The 21,133-nt window shown below is 65.4% G+C and carries 21 protein-coding genes; 9 read left to right on the top strand and 12 right to left on the bottom strand.

Features of this window, described 5'->3' with window-relative positions:
- Positions 1-49: 49 nt before the first annotated feature.
- Both ACTJLD_RS19530 and ACTJLD_RS19525 read right to left on the bottom strand, forming a co-directional pair.
- Complete coding sequence (locus ACTJLD_RS19530) at positions 50-658, bottom strand: CNP1-like family protein (RefSeq protein ID WP_034195819.1); 609 nt, start codon at positions 656-658, stop codon at positions 50-52.
- 13 nt (positions 659-671) lie between these two features.
- On the bottom strand, positions 672-1,319 hold the full coding sequence (locus tag ACTJLD_RS19525) for an RNA pyrophosphohydrolase (protein WP_027788434.1): 648 nt from the start codon (positions 1,317-1,319) through the stop codon (positions 672-674).
- Positions 1,320-1,547: 228 nt separating this feature from the next.
- Between ACTJLD_RS19525 and ACTJLD_RS19520 the strand changes: the two genes are divergently transcribed.
- A complete protein-coding gene (locus ACTJLD_RS19520) occupies positions 1,548-3,284 on the top strand; it encodes a proline--tRNA ligase (protein WP_027788433.1) in 1,737 nt (578 codons plus the stop codon).
- 21 nt (positions 3,285-3,305) lie between these two features.
- The gene (locus tag ACTJLD_RS19515) at positions 3,306-3,908 is read left to right on the top strand and encodes a MarC family protein (protein WP_009688453.1); all 603 of its coding nucleotides are present in this window, start codon (positions 3,306-3,308) and stop codon (positions 3,906-3,908) included.
- Positions 3,909-3,991: 83 nt separating this feature from the next.
- On the opposite strand, the gene ACTJLD_RS19510 is transcribed toward ACTJLD_RS19515, so the two are convergent.
- The gene (locus ACTJLD_RS19510; protein ID WP_021159891.1) at positions 3,992-4,543 is read right to left on the bottom strand and encodes a hypoxanthine-guanine phosphoribosyltransferase; all 552 of its coding nucleotides are present in this window, start codon (positions 4,541-4,543) and stop codon (positions 3,992-3,994) included.
- A 94-nt stretch (positions 4,544-4,637) separates the two neighbouring features.
- Positions 4,638-6,005, bottom strand: a complete 1,368-nt coding sequence (ffh, locus tag ACTJLD_RS19505; RefSeq protein WP_021159890.1) for a signal recognition particle protein — start codon at positions 6,003-6,005, stop codon at positions 4,638-4,640.
- Between the two features lie 89 nt (positions 6,006-6,094).
- On the opposite strand from ffh, the gene ACTJLD_RS19500 reads away from it, so the two are divergent.
- From ACTJLD_RS19500 to ACTJLD_RS19470, 7 genes are all read left to right on the top strand, one after another.
- Positions 6,095-6,988: a cytochrome C assembly family protein gene (locus ACTJLD_RS19500; protein ID WP_027788432.1), complete on the top strand. Its 894-nt coding sequence runs from the start codon at positions 6,095-6,097 to the stop codon at positions 6,986-6,988.
- A gap of 13 nt (positions 6,989-7,001) precedes the next feature.
- Entirely contained in the window at positions 7,002-7,322 is a 321-nt protein-coding gene (locus tag ACTJLD_RS19495; RefSeq protein ID WP_027788431.1) for a PP0621 family protein, read from the top strand.
- On the top strand, positions 7,319-7,909 hold the full coding sequence (ampD, locus tag ACTJLD_RS19490) for a 1,6-anhydro-N-acetylmuramyl-L-alanine amidase AmpD (RefSeq protein ID WP_021161899.1): 591 nt from the start codon (positions 7,319-7,321) through the stop codon (positions 7,907-7,909). The genes ACTJLD_RS19495 and ampD overlap by 4 nt, the downstream gene beginning before the upstream one ends.
- A 451-nt stretch (positions 7,910-8,360) precedes the next feature.
- Positions 8,361-11,354 carry a ribonucleoside-diphosphate reductase subunit alpha gene (locus tag ACTJLD_RS19485; protein WP_027788430.1) on the top strand — a complete coding sequence of 998 codons (2,994 nt, stop codon included), beginning with the start codon at positions 8,361-8,363 and terminating at the stop codon, positions 11,352-11,354.
- Between the two features lie 365 nt (positions 11,355-11,719).
- A complete protein-coding gene (locus tag ACTJLD_RS19480; protein ID WP_014898151.1) occupies positions 11,720-12,931 on the top strand; it encodes a ribonucleotide-diphosphate reductase subunit beta in 1,212 nt (403 codons plus the stop codon).
- An 83-nt stretch (positions 12,932-13,014) separates the two neighbouring features.
- Positions 13,015-13,341 carry a hypothetical protein gene (locus ACTJLD_RS19475; protein ID WP_080982133.1) on the top strand — a complete coding sequence of 109 codons (327 nt, stop codon included), beginning with the start codon at positions 13,015-13,017 and terminating at the stop codon, positions 13,339-13,341.
- A 28-nt stretch (positions 13,342-13,369) separates the two neighbouring features.
- Complete coding sequence (locus ACTJLD_RS19470) at positions 13,370-14,038, top strand: histone H1-like DNA-binding protein (protein ID WP_021161894.1); 669 nt, start codon at positions 13,370-13,372, stop codon at positions 14,036-14,038.
- A 244-nt stretch (positions 14,039-14,282) separates the two neighbouring features.
- Here the strand turns inward: ACTJLD_RS19470 and ACTJLD_RS19465 are convergent, their stop codons facing one another.
- The 8 genes from ACTJLD_RS19465 to aroQ form a co-directional block, all read right to left on the bottom strand.
- Positions 14,283-14,756 carry a glycine zipper 2TM domain-containing protein gene (locus ACTJLD_RS19465; protein ID WP_021161893.1) on the bottom strand — a complete coding sequence of 158 codons (474 nt, stop codon included), beginning with the start codon at positions 14,754-14,756 and terminating at the stop codon, positions 14,283-14,285.
- A gap of 19 nt (positions 14,757-14,775) precedes the next feature.
- Positions 14,776-15,714 carry a carbohydrate kinase family protein gene (locus ACTJLD_RS19460; RefSeq protein ID WP_059697874.1) on the bottom strand — a complete coding sequence of 313 codons (939 nt, stop codon included), beginning with the start codon at positions 15,712-15,714 and terminating at the stop codon, positions 14,776-14,778.
- Positions 15,715-15,799: 85 nt separating this feature from the next.
- On the bottom strand, positions 15,800-16,303 hold the full coding sequence (tpx, locus tag ACTJLD_RS19455) for a thiol peroxidase (protein WP_027788427.1): 504 nt from the start codon (positions 16,301-16,303) through the stop codon (positions 15,800-15,802).
- Positions 16,304-16,376: 73 nt separating this feature from the next.
- Positions 16,377-17,726, bottom strand: coding sequence for a DUF3426 domain-containing protein (locus ACTJLD_RS19450; RefSeq protein WP_440659442.1), 1,350 nt, complete (start codon positions 17,724-17,726; stop codon positions 16,377-16,379).
- 45 nt (positions 17,727-17,771) lie between these two features.
- Positions 17,772-18,674 carry a 50S ribosomal protein L11 methyltransferase gene (gene prmA / locus ACTJLD_RS19445; RefSeq protein WP_021161891.1) on the bottom strand — a complete coding sequence of 301 codons (903 nt, stop codon included), beginning with the start codon at positions 18,672-18,674 and terminating at the stop codon, positions 17,772-17,774.
- Between the two features lie 2 nt (positions 18,675-18,676).
- Positions 18,677-20,044, bottom strand: coding sequence for an acetyl-CoA carboxylase biotin carboxylase subunit (gene accC / locus ACTJLD_RS19440; protein WP_021161890.1), 1,368 nt, complete (start codon positions 20,042-20,044; stop codon positions 18,677-18,679).
- Positions 20,045-20,128: 84 nt separating this feature from the next.
- Positions 20,129-20,602, bottom strand: coding sequence for an acetyl-CoA carboxylase biotin carboxyl carrier protein (gene accB, locus ACTJLD_RS19435; protein WP_021161889.1), 474 nt, complete (start codon positions 20,600-20,602; stop codon positions 20,129-20,131).
- 66 nt (positions 20,603-20,668) lie between these two features.
- Positions 20,669-21,121, bottom strand: a complete 453-nt coding sequence (aroQ, locus tag ACTJLD_RS19430) for a type II 3-dehydroquinate dehydratase (protein WP_011350880.1) — start codon at positions 21,119-21,121, stop codon at positions 20,669-20,671.
- Positions 21,122-21,133 lie beyond the last annotated feature (12 nt).

Genomic DNA, 21,133 nt, shown 5'->3' with positions numbered 1-21,133 from the left:
TTTTCATGCAGCGGGGCAGAAAGGGCGGGGGGGCGGGCGCCGCGCGCCATCAGCGCAACTGGCTCATCGCGGTACGGTGAAACCGGATGTTCTCCAGGATCTGCCGGGTCGAGCCTTGCGGCATCTTGTTCGCGCAGAAGTAATCCTGATACAGCGCCGAGTGGTAGGCATTCAGCTCGCCGTTCTCGATGCGCTGCCAATCGTTCTCGACCGTGCGATCCCAGCCGTCGTGGTCCGAATTCAGACCGGCATACTGGCGCCATTCGTAGGTGTCGCAGCGGATGCCCTCGTAGTTCACGTTGCGCGCGCCGGCCGGGCTCGTGACGACGACCGCGTAGCGCACGACGCCGTCGGTGCCGACCGCGAGCGACTTCGCGTCGACGAAGAACTTGAGCGGCGTGTTCTGCGAGACGTTGAACGGCAGCAGGTCGCTCGCCTGCGGCAGCGGCGGCAGCGAGTCGACCGTGTTTTCCTTCCAGGTTCCCTGGCGGTCCAGCAGATACACGAACTCGCTGTCATCCTTGTTGGTCGGCGTCTTCGAATTCGCGCAACCTGCCAGCGTGGCCACCGCGGCAATCGATGCGAGCGCGAGAGCAATCGCTTTCAATATGCATTCCTCGTAAAAAAAGGGCGCGACACCAAGGTCGCGCCCGGTCATGCAGTTCGATTCGTCATTTGCCGACGATCACGCGGGGCGGCATCTCGTCGAGCGTGCTCGCTTCCACTTCGATCTCCGAACAGACTACCGATGCGTCGACAATCGTCAGCGTCTGCTGGGCCTGTGCGCCGATGACGCGCGGATAGCGCGACAGACGCGGCCCACGCGGCTTCTCGGCTCGCTGCGCCGGGCGGCGCAGGAAGCGCGACAGTTCCGTCAGCGCCAACTGATAGACATCCCGCTTGAACTCGATCACCGCATCGAGCGGCACCCAGTACTCGTTCCAGCGCCACGCATCGAACTCCGGGTGGTCGGTCGCGCGCAAGCAAATGTCGCAATCGCGTCCGACCATCCGCAGCAGGAACCAGATCTGCTTCTGGCCGCGGTAATGACCGCGTACTTCGCGTTTGATGAACTTGTCAGGCACCTCATAACGCAACCAGTCGCGAGTGCGGCCGATTATCTTGACGTGTTCCGGATGCAGGCCCGTTTCCTCGTGCAGTTCCCGGTACATCGCCTGCATGGGGGTCTCGCCGTACTTGATCCCACCTTGAGGAAACTGCCAGGAGTGCTCGCGGAGCCGCTTGCCCCAAAACACCTCGTTGCGCGCGTTCAAGAGGATGATGCCGACGTTCGGGCGAAAGCCTTCACGATCCAGCATACAACCACCTTCGAATCCTTTAAAATTGCTTTGATTATAAACAGATAACGGGCGCTGCGCACCGTAGCGGAGCGAATCCGCGCGGGGTACACCGGCTGAATTGTCCCTGATTAGTCTGCTACGTCGTCTGCGCCATCGTCGTCCATTGCTGTTCGCCGCGCGCAGCTTTTTCACCTTGAAACTTTTTCGGGCGCCCCGCCTGGGGGCGCCGTTTTTGGAACCGTCCGCATGAAAGCTTCCCGTTTCTTTATCGGCACCCTGAAAGAAGCACCCGCCGACGCAGAGATCGTCAGCCACAAGCTGATGGTGCGCGCCGGCATGATCCGTCGCGTCGCCGGCGGTATCTATAACTACCTGCCAGTCGGCCTGCGTTCGATTCGCAAGGTCGAGGCGATCGTGCGCGAGGAAATGAACCGGGCGGGCGCCATCGAGCTGCTGATGCCGGCCGTGCAACCAGCCGAACTGTGGCAGGAGTCGGGCCGCTGGGAACAGTACGGCCCCGAGCTGCTGCGCTTCAAGGACCGCAAGGACAACGACTTCGTGATCGGGCCGACGCACGAGGAAGTCATCACCGACATCGCGCGCAACCAGATCAAGAGTTACCGGCAGATGCCGGTGAACTTCTACCAGATCCAGACGAAGTTCCGCGACGAGATCCGTCCGCGCTTCGGCGTGATGCGCGGACGCGAATTCATCATGAAGGACGCGTACTCGTTCGACAAGGATGCGGCCGGCCTGAACGAGTCGTATCGCAAGATGTACGACGCGTACGTGCGCATCTTCACGCGCCTCGGCCTCGAGTTCCGTGCGGTCGCGGCCGACAGCGGCTCGATCGGCGGCAACTTCTCGCACGAATTCCACGTGATCGCCGACACCGGTGAGGACGCGATCGCGTACTGCCCGACGTCCGAGTTCGCGGCGAACGTCGAAGCGGCCGAAGCGCTGCCGCTGAGCGCCGAACGCGCGGCGCCGGCCGAGGCGATGGCGAAGGTCGCGACGCCGGGCAAGGCGAAATGCGAAGCCGTCGCCGAACTGCTGGCCATCCCGCTTGAGCGCACGATCAAGTCGATCGTGCTCGCGACCGACAACGAAGGCGCCGAGCCGACCATCTGGCTCGTGATGCTGCGCGGCGACCACGACCTGAACGAGATCAAGGTGTCGAAGCTGCCGGGCCTGAAGAACCACCGCTTCGCGACCGAGCAGGAAATCGTCGAGTGGTTCGGCACGCCGCCGGGCTATCTCGGCCCGGTCGGCACCAAGAAGCCGGTGAAGGTGATCGCCGATCGCACGGTCGCGAACATGAGCGACTTCGTCGTCGGCGCGAACGAGGTCGACTATCACATCGCCGGCGTGAACTGGGGCCGCGACCTGCCCGAGCCGGACGTCGCCGACGTGCGCAACGTGAAGAAGGGCGACCCGTCGCCGGACGGCAAGGGCGTGATCGACATCTGCCGCGGCATCGAGGTCGGCCACGTGTTCCAGCTCGGCACCAAGTATTCGGAAGCGATGGGCGCGACGTTCCTCGACGAGTCGGGCAAGCCGCAGCCGATGCTGATGGGCTGCTACGGCGTCGGCGTCACGCGTATTCTCGGCGCGGCGATCGAGCAGAACTTCGACGACCGCGGCATCATCTGGCCCGAATCGATCGCGCCGTTCGAAGTCGTGCTGTGCCCGATGGGCTATGACCGCAGCGACATGGTGCGCGAGACCGCCGACAAGCTGTACGCGGAACTCGCCGCGGCCGGCATCGACGTGATCCTCGACGATCGTGGCGAGCGCCCGGGCGTGATGTTCGCCGACTGGGAGCTGATCGGCGTGCCGCACCGTCTCGTGATCGGCGAGCGCGGCCTGAAGGAAGGCAAGATCGAGTACCAGGGCCGCCGCGACGCCGAAGCGACGCTGCTGCCGGCCGACGCGGCTGCGGCGACGGTCGCGGAGAAGATCCGCGCCGCGCTCGCGCGCTAAGCGCACCGACCGGGGAACGCGGTGGAATACACCTTCCTGTCGGCCACCGTGCTCCTGGTGCTGATCACCGATCCGCTCGGCAACATCCCGCTGTTCATTTCGGCCATGCGGGATGTGCCGCGCGAGCGGCGCGTGAAGCTGATCCTGCGTGAAGTGGGGATCGCGTTCGTGATCCTGCTGTTCTTCATGCTGGTCGGCGACCGCTTCCTGCGGATGATGAGCCTCACCGACCTGTCGTTGCGGCTCGGCGGCGGGATCGTGCTGTTCCTGATCGCGCTGCGGATGATCTTCCCGCATCCGGACGGCGCACTCGGCAACGATCCGCGCGCGGGCGGCGAGCCGTTCATCGTGCCGCTCGCGATTCCGGCGCTCGCCGGGCCGTCGGCGCTCGCGACGGTGATGCTGCTGACGTCGCAGGGGCCCGGCAAGATGCTCGAGTGGGTCGGCGCGCTGACGGTCACGATGATCGTCTGCGCGGTGACGCTGGTGCTGGCCGAGCGGATCCAGCAATGGATCGGCGAACGGACCGTCGCGGCGTTCGAGCGGTTGATGGGCCTCGTGCTCGTCGCGATTTCGGTCGAGATGATGCTGGGCGGCATCCGCGCATTCGTGCACCAGCTGTAGGCGGGCGGCGCGTGCCCACAAAAAAGCGGCGCTCCGGGAAACCGGAGCGCCGCTTTCTATTTATATAGTGCGAAGCGGGGCGCTCAGACGTTCGTGGTCAGCGCGCGGATCGTCGGCAGGTTGCGCCAGTAGCCCTTCGCATCCATCCCGCAGCCGAACACGTAGCGATCCGGCACCGCGAAGCCGCAGAAGTCGGGGTGCAGCGGCTTCGCCTTCGCGAGCGTCTTCTCGCACAGCACGGCCGACATGAAGCGCTTCGCGCCCATGTCGAGGATGCGGTCGCGGATCGCGGCCATCGTCTCGCCTTCGTCGAGGATGTCGTCGAGCACGAGCACGATCCGGTCCTTCACCGATTCGCGCGGCGCGACGCGCCAGTGCATTTCCGGGCTGCCCTGCGTCGTGTTGCGGTAGCGGGTCAGGTGGATGTAGTCGAATTCGAGCGGGAAATCGAGATGCGGTAGCAGCATCCCGGTAAACACCGCGGCGCCGCCCATCACCGAGAGAACGAGCGGGAACGCATCGCCGATCTCGGCGCGGATCGCGTCGGCCATCCGGGAGATCGACGCATTGACGGCGTCGGCCGAGACGATCTCTTCGGAGTGGTTGAAAATGTGGAGGGCTTCTTCGCGGTTCATGTGTTCTGGCGGGCAGTCGGTATACAAATAAGAATGAAGCAGAACGGACGGCGCGCGCTACAGCAAAAACCCGCGCGCCGGCCGATGGGCGGAATCAGCGCATGCCGGGCATCATGCCCTTCAGGCCGCGCATCATCTTCTGCATGTTGCCGCCCTTCAGCTTCTTCATCATCGTACGCATCTGGTCGTACTGGTTCAGCATCCGGTTGACTTCCTGCACCGGCACACCCGCGCCGGCTGCAATGCGGCGCTTGCGCGTCGCCTTGATGATCTCGGGTTTCGCGCGCTCGGCGGGCGTCATCGAGCTGATGATGCCTTCCATCCGGCGGATCGACTTCTCGGCCTGGCCCATGTCGGCGCCGGCCGCCGCCTGCTGGAACTGCGCCGGAAGTTTATCCATCAGCGACGACAGGCCGCCCATGTTCTTCATCTGCGAGATCTGCGCGCGGAAATCGTTCAGGTCGAAGTCGCCGCCTTTCTTGACCTTGTCGGCGAGCTTCTGCGCGGCCTGCACGTCGACGCCGCGCTGCGCCTCCTCGACGAGGGCGAGGATGTCGCCCATGCCGAGGATCCGGTTTGCCATCCGGTCGGGGTGGAACACCTCGAGACCGTCGAGCTTCTCGGCCACGCCGACGAACTTGATCGGCTTGCCCGTGACGTGGCGTACCGACAGCGCGGCGCCGCCGCGCGAATCGCCGTCAAGCTTGGTCAGCACGACGCCGGTGAGCGGCAGCGTGTCGTTGAATGCCTTCGCGGTGTTGACCGCGTCCTGGCCGAGCATCGCGTCGACCACGAACAGCGTTTCGGCCGGCTTCAGCGTGCCGTGCAGCGCGGCGATTTCCTGCATCATCGCCTCGTCGATACCGAGGCGGCCGGCCGTATCGACGATCAGCACGTCATGGTAGTGGCGCTTCGCCCAGTCGACGGCCGCGACCGCGATGTCGACGGGCTTCTGATCCGGCGTGGACGGGAAGAAGTCGGCGCCGACCTGTTCGCTCACCGTTTTCAGCTGCATGATTGCGGCCGGGCGATACACGTCGCACGACACGGTCAGCACCTTCTTCTTGTACTTCTCGCGCAACAGCTTTGCGAGCTTGCCGGCGGTCGTGGTCTTGCCCGCGCCCTGCAGGCCGGCCATCAGGATCACCGCGGGCGGCGTGACCGCGAGGTTCAGCTCGGCGGCCTTGCCTTCGTAGTCGCCGCCGATCACGGCGGTCAGTTCCTTCTGGACCACGCCGACGAGCGCCTGACCCGGCGACAGGCTGCTGATCACTTCTTCGCCGAGCGCCTTTTCCTTGACCTTGGCGATGAATTCGCGGACGACCGGCAGCGAAACGTCGGCCTCCAGCAGCGCGAGACGCACCTCGCGGAGCATCTCCTGCGTGTTCGCCTCGGTAAGCCGGGCCTCGCCGCGCAGCGTCTTGACGACGCGCGCCATCCGTTGAGTGAGATTGTCGAGCATGGGGAGCGATGGACAGTGGGGCCCGAAGGCGCGGCGGAACCGAACAAAGGGAGCCGTCGCGGGAAGGGGGCCTAGTGTAAACTTCGAACATGGATATTGTACTGTATGCCCTCACCGCATTCCTGTACGGCGGCCTTGCCGTCGCAGGCTGGCGCACGCACCGCCAGGGCGCGACGCCGCTCGTCGCGAGCGTGCCGGCCGTGCCGGTTCCCGCGTCCGCCGCGTCCGGGATGAGCGGGGCCGGCCGCGCGCTGCTGTTCGCCGCGCTCGTCGCGCACGGCGTGCTGCTCCATACGACCATCTTCCCGCACGACGCGATGGTGTTCGGCTTCGCGTTCGCGCTGTCCGCGATGTTCTGGCTCGGCGCCGGCATCTACTGGATCGAGAGTTTCTTCTTCCCGCTCGACAGCCTGCGGCTGCTCGTGCTGCCGCTCGCGTGCGGTGCGTCGCTGCTGCCGCTCGTGTTCGGCGGCGTGCGGGTGCTTCCTTATGCCGCAGCGCCGCTGTTCAAGCTGCACTTCCTGATCGCGAACATCGCGTACGGGCTGTTCGCGATCGCCGCGCTGCACGCGATCCTGATGCTGATGGTCGAGCGGCGCCTGCAGTCGCTGAGGAGCGGCGGACGCGACGGCTCGACCGGCTGGATCGCGAGCTGGCTCGAGACGCTGCCGCCGCTGCTCACGCTCGAGAAGCTGCTGTTCCGCCTGATCGGCGCCGGCTTCGTGCTGCTCACGCTGACGCTCGCGTCGGGCATCCTGTTCAGCGAGCAGGTCGACGCGCGCGCGCTGCGGCTCGACCACAAGACTGTATTCGCGATCCTGTCGTGGCTGATGTTCGGCGGCCTGCTGGTTGCCCGCAAGACATCGGGCTGGCGTGGCCGCGGTGCCGCGCGCTGGGTGCTCGTGTCGTTCGCCGCGCTGCTGCTCGCGTATGTCGGCAGCCGGTTCGTTTTCGAGGTGCTGCTGCACCGTTCCGTGGTTTGAACGCAGGTTTCCGATGCGACAGATTCTTCTCCTGATCCTTCTCTTCTTCGCGGGTTCGTGGCTCGCGCGCAAGCTGCGCCAGGCGCAGGAGCACGCGCAGGCGCGCACCGGCCGCGGCGCCGGTTACGACGGCGCGCCCGGCACCGGCGGCCCCGGGGCTGCGCGGCCGAACGGCGACGCCGCTCGCTCGCTGCCCGAGCCGATGGTGCGTTGCGCCGAATGCGGCGTGCATGCGCCGAAGGGCGATGCCGTCGTCGCGGGCGGCGAATACTTCTGCAGCACCGAGCACGCGCAGCGCCACGGCGCACGCGCGAGCGGCCACGACGCCCGATGAACGACGCAGCACGACTGTCGGTCGACGCACACGGCTGGGTGCGCGAAGCGCGCCACGCGCCGTCGCCGAATTACGAGGTGCGGCCCGCGGGTGCGGTGCCGACGCTCGTCGTCGTCCACAACATCAGCTTGCCGCCCGGCGAGTTCGGCGGCGACGCGATCGAGGCGCTGTTCCTGAATCGCCTCGACTGCGATGCGCACCCCTATTACCAGAGCCACCTGCGCGGCGTGCGCGTGTCCGCGCACTTCCTGATCCGCCGCAGCGGCGAACTCGTGCAGTTCGTGTCGTGCGACGAGCGTGCGTGGCACGCGGGCTCGTCCGAATTCTTCGGCCGGCCGCGCTGCAACGACTTCTCGATCGGCATCGAGCTCGAGGGCGCGGACGACGTGCCGTTCGACGACGCGCAGTACGCGACGCTCGCCGCACTCTCCCGCGCGCTCGCCGCACGCTACCCGGTCGACGCATTCGCGGGGCACTCGGACGTCGCGCCGGGCCGCAAGACCGACCCGGGCCCGCATTTCGATTGGCAACGCTTCGCGAGCGATGCCGGGTTTTCCGCCGAATACTTTCCTTTCCGTCAGCACTGATCGCGGGGTTTTTTGACCGGAGAAAGTTTTTTCTCCGACCAATGCCTTGTCGTGTCTGCGCGTGAGCGATGTCAAGACCTCCACCGCAAATTATCCGTTTGGACGTCCTCCGAATGTCCACTATACTTGGTGCCAGTTGAGCAGTTCTGCACTAGATATAGTGTGTGTTGCAGGGGAAACCCGAGCGGCACCGGCCGGCGGCCAACGCCGGCGGACAGGGTTCTCAGGGCGGCGCGTCAGGCCGGGCGGTCCGGGCGTCGCGATCAGCGCAGCGAACTTCGACGGGGCAGGGTATACATGACGAAGCACACGACCGGCTCGGTTGTCGCGCATCGACCGAACCGGCTTCCCCGGCGCATCGCTCGCCTCTTACCGCTCGCGCACCGCGTTGCGCAGCGTTCGTTTTAATCCGCGGTTCTCTCCGCACCATCCAACACCAGGAGCTTTGCACATGCAAACCACCGACAACGCGACGTCCCAGTACGAGAGCGCCTCGAGCCGTCCGCTCGGCGGGACCGAACAGGGCGCGAAGGCGCTCGCGCCGCAGGCCACGTTCGCCGACTACAAGGTGATCCGCCGCAACGGCAGCGTCGTATCGTTCGAACCTTCGAAGATCGCGATCGCGGTGACCAAGGCTTTCCTGGCCGTCAATGGCGGGCAGGGCGCGGCATCGGCGCGCGTGCGCGAGCAGGTCGAACAGCTGACGCACAACGTCGTGCGCGCGCTCGTACGCAGCCGCCCGAACGGCGGTACGTTCCATATCGAAGACATCCAGGACCAGGTCGAACTCGCGCTGATGCGCGGCGGCGAGCACAACGTTGCGCGTGCGTACGTGCTGTATCGCGAGAAGCGTCACCTCGAGCGCCAGCATGCGGGCGAGGAAGCAGCGGCAGCGGGCGGCGAGTCGAGCACCGGCATCAACGTCGTCGACAACGGCGTCACGCGTCCGCTCGACCTGAACGCGCTGCGCGCGCTGATCGTGTCGGCATGCGACGGCCTCGGCGCTGCGGTTAACCCTGACCCGATCGTCGCCGAAACGGTGAAGAACCTGTACGACGGCGTGCCGATGAGCCAGGTCTACGACTCGGCGATCCTCGCAGCGCGCACGATGATCGAGAAGGACCCGGCATACAGCCAGGTCACGGCCCGCATCCTGCTGCACACGATCCGTCGCGAGATCCTCGGCGAGGAAGTCGTCCAGGCCGAGATGCCGGCCCGTTACGCGGAATATTTCCCGCAGTTCCTGAAGCGCGGCGTCGACGCCGGCCTGCTCGACGACAAGCTGCTGCAGTTCGACCTGAAGCGCCTCGGCGAAGCGCTCGACGCGAACCGCGACCTGCAGTTCGGCTACCTCGGCCTGCAGACGCTGTACGACCGCTACTTCCTGCACGTCGACGGCACCCGCATCGAAATGCCGCAGGCATTCTTCATGCGCGTCGCGATGGGCTTGTCGCTGAACGAGATCGACCGCGAGACGCGTGCGATCGAGTTCTACAACGTGCTGTCGAGCTTCGACTTCATGAGCTCGACGCCGACGCTGTTCAACTCGGGTACGCACCGCTCGCAGCTGTCGTCGTGCTACCTGACGACGGTCGCGGACGATCTCGACGGCATCTATGAAGCGCTGAAGGAAAACGCACTGCTGTCGAAGTTCGCCGGCGGCCTCGGCAACGACTGGACGCGCGTGCGTGCGCTCGGCTCGCATATCAAGGGCACGAACGGCAAGTCGCAAGGCGTGGTCCCGTTCCTGAAGGTCGTGAACGACACGGCCGTCGCGGTGAACCAGGGCGGCAAGCGCAAGGGCGCGGTCTGCGCGTACCTCGAATCGTGGCACCTCGACATCGAGGAATTCCTCGAGCTGCGCAAGAACACCGGCGACGACCGCCGCCGTACGCACGACATGAACACGGCGAACTGGATTCCCGACCTGTTCATGAAGCGCGTGATGGAAGGCGCCGACTGGACGCTGTTCTCGCCGTCGACCTGCCCGGACCTGCACGACAAGTTCGGCGCCGATTTCGAGAAGGCTTACACGGCTTACGAAGAGAAGGTCGCGCGCGGCGAGATCAAGCTGTTCAAGAAGATCCCGGCGCAGCAACTCTGGCGCAAGATGCTCGGCATGCTGTTCGAGACGGGCCACCCGTGGATCACGTTCAAGGATCCGTGCAACGTGCGCTCGCCGCAGCAGCACGTCGGCGTCGTCCACTCGTCGAACCTGTGCACGGAAATCACGCTGAACACGAGCGACACCGAAATCGCGGTGTGCAACCTCGGCTCGGTGAACCTCGTCGCCCACCTGGTGAAGCAGGCCGACGGCAGCTATGCGCTCGACCACGAGAAGCTGAAGCGCACGATCAGCGTCGCGATGCGCATGCTCGACAACGTGATCGACATCAACTACTACGCGGTGCCGAAGGCGCGTAACTCGAACCTGAAGCACCGTCCGGTCGGCATGGGCATCATGGGCTTCCAGGACTGCCTGCACCTGCTGCGCACGCCGTACGCGTCGGAAGCGGCGGTCGAGTTCGCCGATCGTTCGATGGAAGCGGTCTGCTACTACGCGTACTACGCGTCGACCGAGCTGGCCGAAGAGCGCGGCCGCTACTCGAGCTACCGCGGCTCGCTGTGGGATCGCGGCATCCTCCCGCAGGACACGCTGAAGCTGCTGACGGAAGCGCGCGGCGGCTACGTCGAGGTCGACACGTCGGAGTCGCTCGACTGGACGTCGCTGCGTTCGCGGATCGCCGCACACGGCATGCGCAACTCGAACTGCGTCGCGATCGCGCCGACGGCGACGATCTCGAACATCATCGGCGTGTCGGCCTGTATCGAGCCGACCTTCCAGAACCTGTACGTGAAGTCGAACCTGTCGGGCGAATTCACGGTGGTCAACGAGTACCTCGTCCGCGACCTGAAGGAACGCGGCCTGTGGGACGAAGTGATGGTCGCCGACCTGAAGTACTTCGACGGCATGCTGTCGCGCATCGACCGCATCCCGGCCGACCTGCGCGCGATCTACGCGACCGCGTTCGAAGTCGACCCGACGTGGCTGGTCGAAGCGGCATCGCGTCGCCAGAAGTGGATCGACCAGGCGCAGTCGCTGAACATCTACATGGGCGGCGCGTCGGGCAAGAAGCTCGATGAGGTCTACAAGCTCGCATGGTTGCGCGGCCTGAAGACGACCTACTACCTCCGCACGATGGCGGCGACGCACGTCGAGAAATCGACGGTCGCGCACGGCGCACTGAACGCAGTGCCGACGAGCGGCGGCTCGAGCAGCGGCGGCGCGCAAGGCGCAGCGGGCGGCTTTGGTGCGGCGGGCGGCGATGCGTCGTCGGGCGCGGTCAACGCAGCGCCGGCGCTTGCGCCGGTCGAGGCGGATGGTCCGGTGTGCACGATGCGTCCGGGCGATCCTGGCTTCGACGAATGCGAAGCGTGCCAGTAACGCAGTGCGCCTGACCTGAGAAGCAGGCAAGGGCGGCGCACACGACGACCGATCGAGGTTGAAGTGTGCGCCGCTCTCAACTAAAAAAATGATAAGGAATCTGTAACGCGGCACCTGCGTTGCAGGCAGTGACAAGCGATCGAAACATCCCCGACGACGTCGTGTTTCGATCAGCGTTCGATGCGTCGAGCGCACCTCGCGATACACGCGCGACTCACATCGCGCGCTGCATGAATGACGATGCGTTGATCAAAGTGTTGTATCGAGGTCGCAACGCGAATCGAAAAAAGGATTTTTCGTGAGCGAACCCTTTTATCGCTCAGGAAAAGATGGTACAAACCGTTCTAAATTGATGGTGAGAATTTATGCTCAACTGGGATGACGAGAAGACTGCCGTAACCCCCGCGAGCGGAGCGCAGCAAAACGCAATGCGCACCTCCGCCGGGATGGCTGTCGGAATGCAGGCTGCAACGCCTGCCGCCCATCAGGTCCGTGACATTTTCGAAGGCGATCTTGCGGTGCCGCCGCAAGCATCGGCTGTTCCCGCCGGCGGTTCGGAAGCGCGGGTCAATGTCGCCGACAAGCGCATCATCAACGGCCAGACTGACGTGAATCAGCTGGTGCCGTTCAAGTACAAGTGGGCGTGGGAAAAGTATCTGGCGGGTTGCGCGAACCACTGGATGCCGCAGGAAATCAACATGTCCCGCGACATCGCACTGTGGAAGGACCCGAACGGTCTGACCGAGGACGAGCGCCGCATCGTGAAGCGCAACCTCGGTTTCTTCGTGACGGCCGATTCGCTCGCGGCGAACAACATCGTGCTCGGCACGTACCGCCACATCACGGCGCCCGAGTGCCGGCAGTTCCTGCTGCGCCAGGCGTTCGAGGAAGCGATCCACACGCACGCGTACCAATATATTGTCGAATCGCTCGGTCTCGACGAAGGCGAGATCTTCAACGCGTACCACGAGGTCACGTCGATCCGCGCGAAGGACGAATTCCTGATCCCGTTCATCCACACGCTGACGGATCCGGCCTTCAAGACCGGCACGCTCGAAGCGGACCAGAAGCTGCTGAAGTCGCTGATCGTGTTCGCCTGCATCATGGAAGGCCTGTTCTTCTATGTCGGGTTCACGCAGATCCTCGCGCTCGGCCGCCAGAACAAGATGACGGGTGCTGCAGAGCAATATCAGTACATCCTGCGCGACGAGTCGATGCACTGCAATTTCGGCATCGACCTGATCAACCAGATCAAGCTCGAGAACCCGCATCTCTGGACCGCGGAATTCCGCGCCGAGATTCGCGAGCTGTTCAAGCAGGCTGTCGAACTCGAATACCGCTACGCCGAAGACACGATGCCGCGCGGCGTGCTGGGTTTGAACGCGTCGATGTTCAAGAGCTACCTGCGCTTCATCAGCAACCGCCGTTGCCAGCAGATCGGCCTCGATCCGCTGTACCCGAACGAGGAAAACCCGTTCCCGTGGATGAGCGAGATGATCGACCTGAAGAAGGAACGCAACTTCTTCGAGACGCGTGTGATCGAGTATCAGACGGGCGGTGCGCTGTCCTGGGAATAACCCGCAGCAGCGAACCCGTCACATGATGTGAGCAGCCGGCGGCCTCTCGGCCCCGGCCCAAGGTTTAGGAGCAAGAACGCCTGATGCAAAGCATGCCCGGTGCCTTAACGGCCCAACGACACGACAGGCACTTTGCGAACCCTTCAGTGGGATGGGCAAACTTCCCTCCGGAAAAAGCGGACGGCCGTGTGGCGGTCCGCTTGATCAAGCGATTAGGGGTAGCGGCGCGAGGTGCGCCGGCTACCGACTTGATTTGGCGCGCGAGGCCGGGTGGTCACGCGCGCCATACCGTATTCATTAGCGTAAGCGCGTGGTATCCGCGTACGCCGATGAATAGCCCGCTTCGAAGCGCACGTCCTGAACAGCGTCCGCGGGAAGCGGGTTTTGACGAAGGGTGTAGTTTGAACTGACTCTCATCTGAACCTGAAGGAGAACAACATGGCTACCGCCAAGAAGAAACCGGCTGCTAAGAAAGTTGCTGCCAAGAAGACCGTTGCGAAGAAGGCTGCTGCTCCGGCGAAGAAGGCTGCTGCAGTGAAGAAGGTTGCTGCGAAGAAGGTCGCGGTGAAGAAGGTTGCCGCGAAGAAGGCAGCACCGGCGAAGAAGGCCGCAGCGAAGAAGGTTGCAGCCAAGAAGGTCGCGGTGAAGAAGGTTGCTGCGAAGAAGGCAGCACCGGCGAAGAAGGCCGCAGCGAAGAAGGTTGCAGCCAAGAAAGTCGCAGTGAAGAAGGTTGCTGCGAAGAAGGCCGCACCGGCGAAGAAGGCTGCTGCGAAGAAGGCCGCACCGGCGAAGAAGGCTGCTGCGAAGAAGGCCGCGCCTGCTAAGAAGGCTGCTGCCAAGAAGGCCGCGCCTGCGAAGAAGGCTGCCGCGAAGAAGGCTGCGCCTGCTGCGAAGAAGGCTGCCGCTGCTCCTGCGAAGAAGGCCGCTGCTCCGGCGAAGAAGGCTGCTGCACCGGCCAAGAAGGCTGCAGCTCCGAAGAAGGCCGTCGTGAAGAAGGCTGCGCCGGCAACGACCGCGTCGACCGCATCGGTTGCGCCGGCATCGGGCGTGAAGACCGCGCTCAACCCGGCAGCGGCATGGCCGTTCCCGACCGGCAGCCGTCCGTAATCGAGGCTGACCCGTACCACCCGGACACTCACATGGTGTCCGTGGGTTGAGTAGCGCTACTCAATCAGTCCCGCCATCTGGCTCAGGTGGCGGGATTTTTTTCGTCCGTGTTTGTCGATGTGCCTGGGAGCCTGTGTGTCGGCTGCCCGTATGCGGGCCGCGGCGAGTACGGCCGAAAAAAAAACGCATGTGCAGCTTCGCACATGCGTTCGACCGCGGCTTGCGCCGCGAGCTGAGGTACCTGTTAGTGCGTGACGCGCGTGACGCCGCCGCTCGACAGCAGTCGCACCCGTTCGCCGGCGCGGAACGCTTCGCCGCTTGCTGCCTGCGTGATCGAGCGCAGATCGCCGTTGTCGAGGCGCACGGTGATTTCGACACCGTTTGCCGTGCTGAGGTTTTCGCCGACCGCGTTGCCCGCGACCGCACCGACGAGACCGCCCGCGATCGCGGTCAGGATCGATCCCTTGCCGCCGCCGATCGCGCTGCCTGCCACCGCACCGAGTGCGCCGCCGCCGAGCGTGCCGATCGCACTGCCGCCGCCGTCGGACTGGATGCGCACTGCACGGACGCTTTCGACCGTGCCCATGCGAACCGTCTGTTCGCGTTGCGCCTGGCCGACGCTATAGACATCCGCCGAGCCCGGCGCGGTGAAGCAACCGGTGAGCGTCAGCGAGGCCGTCAGCATGGCCGCGAGCGTGAGGGTCTTTTTCGTCAACATCTTTGCTCTCCCACAATATTCATTTGAGACTGTAACCGAAGGCAGTCTCGAAGCGCGCGTCGATCTCGGCGCGCGTCAGTACGTAAGTCTGGGGCCCCTGGTGGGCGATCTTGATCGAGCCCATCAGGCTCGCGAGGCGGCCCGTGGTTGCCCAGTCGAGGCCATGCTCGATGCCGTACAGCAGGCCGCCCCGGAAGGCGTCGCCGCAGCCGGTCGGATCGGCGACATGCTCGGCCGGTACGACCGGAATCTGCTCCGCACCCTGCTTGTGGCGGATGGTCGCGCCGTGCTCGCCACGCGTAATGACGAGGGCGTCGACCCGGCTGGCGATTTCATCTTCGGACCATCCCGTCTTGTCGCTCACCAGCTTGGCCTCGTAGTCGTTGACCGCTACATAGGTCGCAAGTTCAATGCTGCGGCGCAGCGTCGCACCGTCGAACAGCGGCAGGCCCTGGCCCGGATCGAACACGAACGGCACACCGGCCTTGGCGAGCTCTTCCACGTGCTGCACCATCCCGTCGAAGCCGTCAGGGCCGACGATCGCGAGCTTGATGTCCGGCGCGTCGCCCGCGTGGTTCAGGTGCGACTGCATCATCGCGCCCGGGTGGAACGCCGCGATCTGGTTGTTGTCGAGATCGGTCGTGATCATCGCCTGCGCCGTATAGGTATCGGGCAGCACGCGAACGTGGTCGCGGCGCAGGCCGAGCTGGTCGAGCCGGTCGAGATACGGCTGCGCGTCGAGCGCGCCCACCGTTCCCATCATGCGTGCATCGCCGCCGAGCAGGTGCAGCGCGTATGCGATGTTGCCCGCGCAGCCGCCGAATTCGCGGCGCATCGTCGGCACCAGGAAGCTCAGGTTGATGAGGTGCACCTGGTCGGGCAGGATGTGCTCGCGGAACCGCCCTTCGAAGGTCATGATGGAGTCGTAGGCGATCGAGCCGCAAATCAACGTAGCCAAGGTGTGCGTTCCTGTAGAAATGAGGGGCCCTGCGCGACAACGCCGCGCGAAAGGCGCGGCGCGGCAGGGGAAAGCGGAAGAAAGCTTACTTCAGTGCGGCGAGCGCTGCATCGTAGTTCGGCTCGTCCTTGATTTCGCTGACGAGTTCCGAGTGGATCACCTTGTCCTGCGCGTCGAGCACGACGACCGCACGGGCGGTCAGGCCGTTCAGCGGGCCGCTCGTCACGTCGACGCCGTATGCGTTCGCGAATGCGCGGCCGGTGCGGAACGTCGAAGCCGTCACGACGTTCTCGAGGCCTTCGGTCGTGCAGAAGCGCGTCGCGGCGAACGGCAGGTCGGCCGACACGACGACGACAACCGTGTTGTCGAGCGACGATGCGGCTTCGTTGAACTTGCGGGTCGACGTCGCGCAGGTCGGCGTGTCGAGGCTCGGTACGATGTTCAGCACCTTGCGCTTGCCGGCGAAGCTGGCGAGCGACAGGTCGGCGAGATCCTTGCCGACCAGCTTGAAATCGGCGCCTTGCGCGCCGACGGCCGGGAACGTGCCGGCGAGATCGATCGGGTTGCCACCCAGCGTAACTTTGCTCATGTTCGTGCTCCGAATGAGCGCGCCGCTCGGGCGCGCGGGTTGAGACGGGCGCGCATGCGCGCGCCGCGGTGCGTCACGGATAGAAGATCTGGACGCGGAAATTCGAGGCGGGCGTGCCGTTCGTTTCGAGGCGGACGACCATCGTCTGCGTCGTGCCGGGCGGCAACCCGGCGTCGATCGGCGTGCCCGGGCGCACGTAGTCGCGCGGCGCGAGTACGCGGCGCACGGTCACGTGGTTGGTGTCGTCCAGCAGCGTCAGTTCGAGCGACGGGTAGGCGAGCGCGACGCGGTAGCGGTTCGTCAGCGGTACCTTCAGCTCGAGCTCGCGCGGGCCGTCGAGCTGGCGCAGGTCGGTCGCGTCGAGCCGCAGGCCGTCGATCGCGCGCGGCGGCGCGACCGTGCAGCCGAGCGGCGCACAGGCCTGCCGGAACCAGCCCTGCGTGACCGGCCAGTGGATCATCAGCGTTTCGCGTTGCCACCACGCGAGTTGCGCGACGAGCAGCACGGCCAGCACGGCGGCGACGAGGCCGCCGAAAAAGCCGCCGAGCATTCCGCGCCGCTGCGGGGCGCGCGTCTCGCGCGTGACGGCGAAGTGAGGGCGATCGTCGTCGGTCAGCGCAGCGGGGAACGGTGCGGCCGGCGCGCTGGCGGCCGCGGCTGGTTTCTCTTCGTGCGGTGCCTTTGCGCCGGTACCGGTGTCGGGTTCGGATCCGGCCGCGGCGATGGCCGGTGCCGGTGCGAATGCAAAACGCGGTTCGCGCGGCGCGCGTTCGTCGTCCGGCACGGCAAAGTGTGCGGTGCCAACGGGTTCGGCGGCATCGTGAGCGGTATCTGCGTCCGACGGCCGGTGTGCGACGAAGCGTGGCTCACGCGGGTCGCGCTCGACGGGCGCGGCCGATGGTTCGGTATCCCGCGGCGTTTGCGTCTGCAGCGATTCGGCTGGTTGCGCGACGGCAGCGGAAGTGTCCAGCTCGGCCGGGGAGGGGGCGAACGGCGCGGGCGTACCCGACAAGTGAACGACGCCGGCGTCGGTGGACGGAAGGGCGAGCGGAATCAGCGGCTCGGTGCGCACGGTCTGCACGTTGTGTTGCAGCGACGGGTCGACGCCGGCGTCGAGCCACGGCGCCCACATGTCCCAGCCTTCCGGCTTGTAATCGGTGTCGGAAGATGCCCCGGCCGGCGCATCGGTAGTGAACAGCCGGGCCGGCGGGGCCGGATGGTGCGCGTTGCCTTCGTCCGGCGCGGCAGCCGGTTCGGTCAGAGCCGGCTCGGGCTGCTGCGCGTGCTCGGGAACGAGCGACTCGGATGCGTTGAAGACTTCGTGGCAATGCCCGCAGCGCACGAGCCCTTGATGCAGCGAGAGCTGTTCCTGCTGCAGCCGGAAGACGGTTTCGCAATGAGGGCAGCGCGTCGCAAGAAGCATGTCGAGCCGGGCGGCCTGCTGGCCAGAGTGAAGGACAGCGCTATTCTAATGGCTTTCGCGCCGGGTTCCGGCGAGGCATACCCAACCTTCGTGTTCACGCCAGACCGAGATGTCGACGTAGCGCGCGTAGACGGCCGCGACTTCGTCCGCCTGGCGCGCGAGCACGCCCGACAGCGCGATGCGCCCGCCCGGCTTGACCTTCGATGCGAGCATCGACGCCATCAGCTTCAGCGGATTCGACAGGATGTTCGCGACGACGATGTCGAATTCGCCGTCCGGGCACGCATCGGGCAGCCCGTACGTGACTTCTGCACGGTTGCGTTCGCTGTTCTGCCGCGCCGATTCGACGGCTTGCGGATCGATGTCGATGCCGATGACGGGGTTCGCCCCGCATTTCTTCGCGAGGATCGCGAGAATGCCCGAGCCGCAACCGTAGTCGAGCACCGATTGGCCGGGTTTCACCGACTGCTCGAGCCATTCCATGCACAGGCGCGTGGTCGGATGGCTGCCGGTGCCGAACGCGAGGCCCGGATCGAGTTCGAGGACGAGCGCATCGGGATCGGGCGCATCGTGCCACGACGGCACGACCCAGATCCGCTCGCCGATCGGGATCGGCTCGAACTGCGATTGCGTGAGTCGCACCCAGTCCTGTTCCTCGACTTCGCGGACGACGAACGTTGGCGTTTCGGCGATGCCGATCTCGTTGGCAGCCGCGGCGAGCAGCACGGCCGGCTCATGCTCGGCCGCGAGCAGCGCGACCACGCGCGAGTGCTGCCACGCGGTGCGGTCGGGCACGAGGCCCGGCTCGCCGAAGAGCGGCTGTTCGTCGGGCGTGTCGGCGTCGGCGTCTTCCACGGACACCGACAGCGCGCCGAGTTCGAGCAGCGCGTCGGACAGTGCCTCCGCGTGCTCACGGGCCAGTTCGACGACGAGTTCGCGATAGCTCATGCTTACGCTTCTTCCGGTGCGACCTGCTGCTTCTGGGCGAGCCGGTTTTCGAGGTAGTGGATGCTGGTGCCGCCTTCGACGAACTTCGAATCGATCATCAGCTCGCGGTGCAGCGGGATGTTGGTCTGGATGCCTTCGACGACCATTTCGGACAGCGCGATGCGCATCCGGCTGATCGCCTGCTCGCGCGTCGCGCCGTAGGTGATCAGCTTGCCGATCATCGAATCATAGTTCGGCGGCACGAAATAGCCATTGTAGGCGTGCGAATCGACGCGCACGCCGGGGCCGCCCGGCGTATGCCACGACGTGATCCGGCCCGGCGACGGCGTGAACTTGAACGGATCTTCGGCGTTGATCCGGCATTCGATCGCATGTCCGCGGAACTGGATGTCGCGCTGGCGCAGCGTGAGCTTCTCGCCGGCCGCGATGCGGATCTGTTCCTGCACGATGTCGACGCCCGTGATCAGCTCCGAAACCGGATGCTCGACCTGCACGCGCGTGTTCATCTCGATGAAGTAGAACTCGCCGTTTTCGTACAGGAATTCGAACGTGCCCGCGCCGAGATAGCCCATCTTCTTGCAGGCGTCCGCGCAGCGGTCGCCGATGCGGTCGATCAGGCGGCGCGGAATGCCGGGCGCCGGCGCTTCCTCGATCACCTTCTGGTGGCGGCGCTGCATCGAGCAATCGCGTTCGCCGAGCCAGATCGCGTTCTTGTACGCGTCGGACAGCACCTGGATTTCGATGTGGCGCGGGTTCTCGAGGAACTTCTCCATGTACACCTGCGGGTTGCCGAACGCACGGCCGGCTTCCTCGCGGGTCATGTTGACCGCGTTGACGAGCGCGGCCTCGGTGTGCACGACGCGCATCCCGCGCCCGCCACCGCCGCCCGCCGCCTTGATGATGACCGGATAGCCGATCGCGCGCGCAATCTTGACGATCTCTTTCGGATCGTCCGGCAACGCGCCTTCCGAGCCCGGCACGCACGGCACGCCGGTCTTGATCATCGTCTGCTTCGCGGTGACCTTGTCGCCCATCATGCGGATCGTTTCCGGGCGCGGGCCGATGAACGTGAAGCCCGACTGCTCGACGCGTTCCGCGAAATCGGCGTTCTCCGACAGGAAGCCGTAGCCGGGGTGGATCGCTTCGGCGTCGGTGACTTCCGCGGCGCTGATCAGCGCCGGCATGTTCAGGTAGCTCAGGTTCGACGGGGCCGGGCCGATACAGACGGCTTCGTCCGCGAGGCGCACGTACTTGGCTTCCTTGTCGGCTTCCGAGTAGACGACCACCGTCTTGACGCCGAGCTCGCGGCACGCACGCTGGATGCGCAGCGCGATTTCACCGCGGTTGGCAATGAGGATTTTTTCAAACATAGCGAGTATTCGTCTCTTCGAGGGGCGCGCGAACGGCGCCTGGCGAGCATCGGCGGAGCGCGGCCCGCAGGCCGCGCGGCGGACTTAGCCGATCACGAAAAGCGGCTGGCCGTATTCGACGGCCTGGCCGTTCTCGACGAGGATTTCCTTGATCACGCCGGCCTTGTCCGACTCGATCTCGTTGAGCAGCTTCATCGCTTCGATGATGCAGATCGTCTGGCCTTCCTTGACCGTGTCGCCCACCTGGACGAACGGGTCCGCGCCCGGCGACGGCGCGCGATAGAACGTGCCGACCATCGGCGACGTCACGACGTGGCCCTGCGGGGCGGCCGGTGCGGCAGCGCCGCCAGCGGCCGGCGCGGCAGCGCCTTCGGTCGGCAGCGCGACCGACGGAGCGGGCGCGCTGACTTGCGGGGCATACCCAGCCGTCGGCTGCACGTAGACCGGCGGCGCGTTCTTGACGATGCGCACCTTGCCTTCGCCTTCCGTCACTTCCAGCTCGGAGATGCCGGATTCGGAAACGAGGTCGATCAGAGTTTTCAGCTTACGAAGATCCATCGGGAATTCCCCTTTCAATACGTGAAAGCGCCGGTTAGGGGCCGGCGCTGAATCTAGATCGCGAATTCAGCCGCGCGACGTGCCTTGCAGCTTGTCCAGCGCGTACTCGAGCGCGTACAGATAACCTTTCCAGCCGAGCCCGCAGATCACGCCTTCGGCCTGGTCGGAAAAGTAGGAGTGGTGCCTGAACGCTTCGCGGCGATGCACGTTCGACAGGTGAACCTCGACGAACGGGATGCCAACGCCGGCGATCGCGTCCCGGATCGCGACGCTCGTGTGCGTATACGCGGCCGGATTGATCAGGATGAAATCGGTCTGTTCCTCCCGCGCGGCCTGGATGCGGTCGACCAGCGCGCCTTCATGGTTGCTCTGGAACGACGACAGTTCGGCGCCGGCTTCCCGGGCGCGCGCGGCAAGCGCCTGATCGATCTGTGCGAGCGTGACGCGGCCGTACACCTCCGGTTCCCGGGTGCCGAGAAGGTTCAGGTTGGGGCCGTGCAGCACCAGCAATCGTGTCATGGTCGCTTCTAT

This window comes from Burkholderia sp. 22088, assembly GCF_052045915.1.
Lineage (GTDB): Bacteria > Pseudomonadota > Gammaproteobacteria > Burkholderiales > Burkholderiaceae > Burkholderia > Burkholderia cepacia.
Note: the sequence above shows the minus strand (reverse complement) of the source record. Positions and strands in the feature narration are given on the sequence as shown.

What these genes read in the sequence shown, in the direction of transcription:
- ACTJLD_RS19530 (WP_034195819.1), bottom strand. Translation starts at nt 658, where the DNA reads ATGACCGGGCGCGACCTTGGTGTCGCGCCCTTTTTTTACGAGGAATGC.
- ACTJLD_RS19495 (WP_027788431.1), top strand. Translation starts at nt 7,002, where the DNA reads ATGCGACAGATTCTTCTCCTGATCCTTCTCTTCTTCGCGGGTTCGTGG.
- aroQ (WP_011350880.1), bottom strand. Translation starts at nt 21,121, where the DNA reads ATGACACGATTGCTGGTGCTGCACGGCCCCAACCTGAACCTTCTCGGC.
- ACTJLD_RS19525 (WP_027788434.1), bottom strand. Translation starts at nt 1,319, where the DNA reads ATGCTGGATCGTGAAGGCTTTCGCCCGAACGTCGGCATCATCCTCTTG.
- ffh (WP_021159890.1), bottom strand. Translation starts at nt 6,005, where the DNA reads ATGCTCGACAATCTCACTCAACGGATGGCGCGCGTCGTCAAGACGCTG.
- prmA (WP_021161891.1), bottom strand. Translation starts at nt 18,674, where the DNA reads ATGAGCTATCGCGAACTCGTCGTCGAACTGGCCCGTGAGCACGCGGAG.
- ACTJLD_RS19470 (WP_021161894.1), top strand. Translation starts at nt 13,370, where the DNA reads ATGGCTACCGCCAAGAAGAAACCGGCTGCTAAGAAAGTTGCTGCCAAG.
- ACTJLD_RS19480 (WP_014898151.1), top strand. Translation starts at nt 11,720, where the DNA reads ATGCTCAACTGGGATGACGAGAAGACTGCCGTAACCCCCGCGAGCGGA.
- accB (WP_021161889.1), bottom strand. Translation starts at nt 20,602, where the DNA reads ATGGATCTTCGTAAGCTGAAAACTCTGATCGACCTCGTTTCCGAATCC.
- ACTJLD_RS19500 (WP_027788432.1), top strand. Translation starts at nt 6,095, where the DNA reads ATGGATATTGTACTGTATGCCCTCACCGCATTCCTGTACGGCGGCCTT.
- ACTJLD_RS19485 (WP_027788430.1), top strand. Translation starts at nt 8,361, where the DNA reads ATGCAAACCACCGACAACGCGACGTCCCAGTACGAGAGCGCCTCGAGC.
- ACTJLD_RS19510 (WP_021159891.1), bottom strand. Translation starts at nt 4,543, where the DNA reads ATGAACCGCGAAGAAGCCCTCCACATTTTCAACCACTCCGAAGAGATC.
- accC (WP_021161890.1), bottom strand. Translation starts at nt 20,044, where the DNA reads ATGTTTGAAAAAATCCTCATTGCCAACCGCGGTGAAATCGCGCTGCGC.
- ACTJLD_RS19450 (WP_440659442.1), bottom strand. Translation starts at nt 17,726, where the DNA reads ATGCTTCTTGCGACGCGCTGCCCTCATTGCGAAACCGTCTTCCGGCTG.
- tpx (WP_027788427.1), bottom strand. Translation starts at nt 16,303, where the DNA reads ATGAGCAAAGTTACGCTGGGTGGCAACCCGATCGATCTCGCCGGCACG.
- ACTJLD_RS19520 (WP_027788433.1), top strand. Translation starts at nt 1,548, where the DNA reads ATGAAAGCTTCCCGTTTCTTTATCGGCACCCTGAAAGAAGCACCCGCC.
- ACTJLD_RS19465 (WP_021161893.1), bottom strand. Translation starts at nt 14,756, where the DNA reads ATGTTGACGAAAAAGACCCTCACGCTCGCGGCCATGCTGACGGCCTCG.
- ampD (WP_021161899.1), top strand. Translation starts at nt 7,319, where the DNA reads ATGAACGACGCAGCACGACTGTCGGTCGACGCACACGGCTGGGTGCGC.
- ACTJLD_RS19475 (WP_080982133.1), top strand. Translation starts at nt 13,015, where the DNA reads ATGCAAAGCATGCCCGGTGCCTTAACGGCCCAACGACACGACAGGCAC.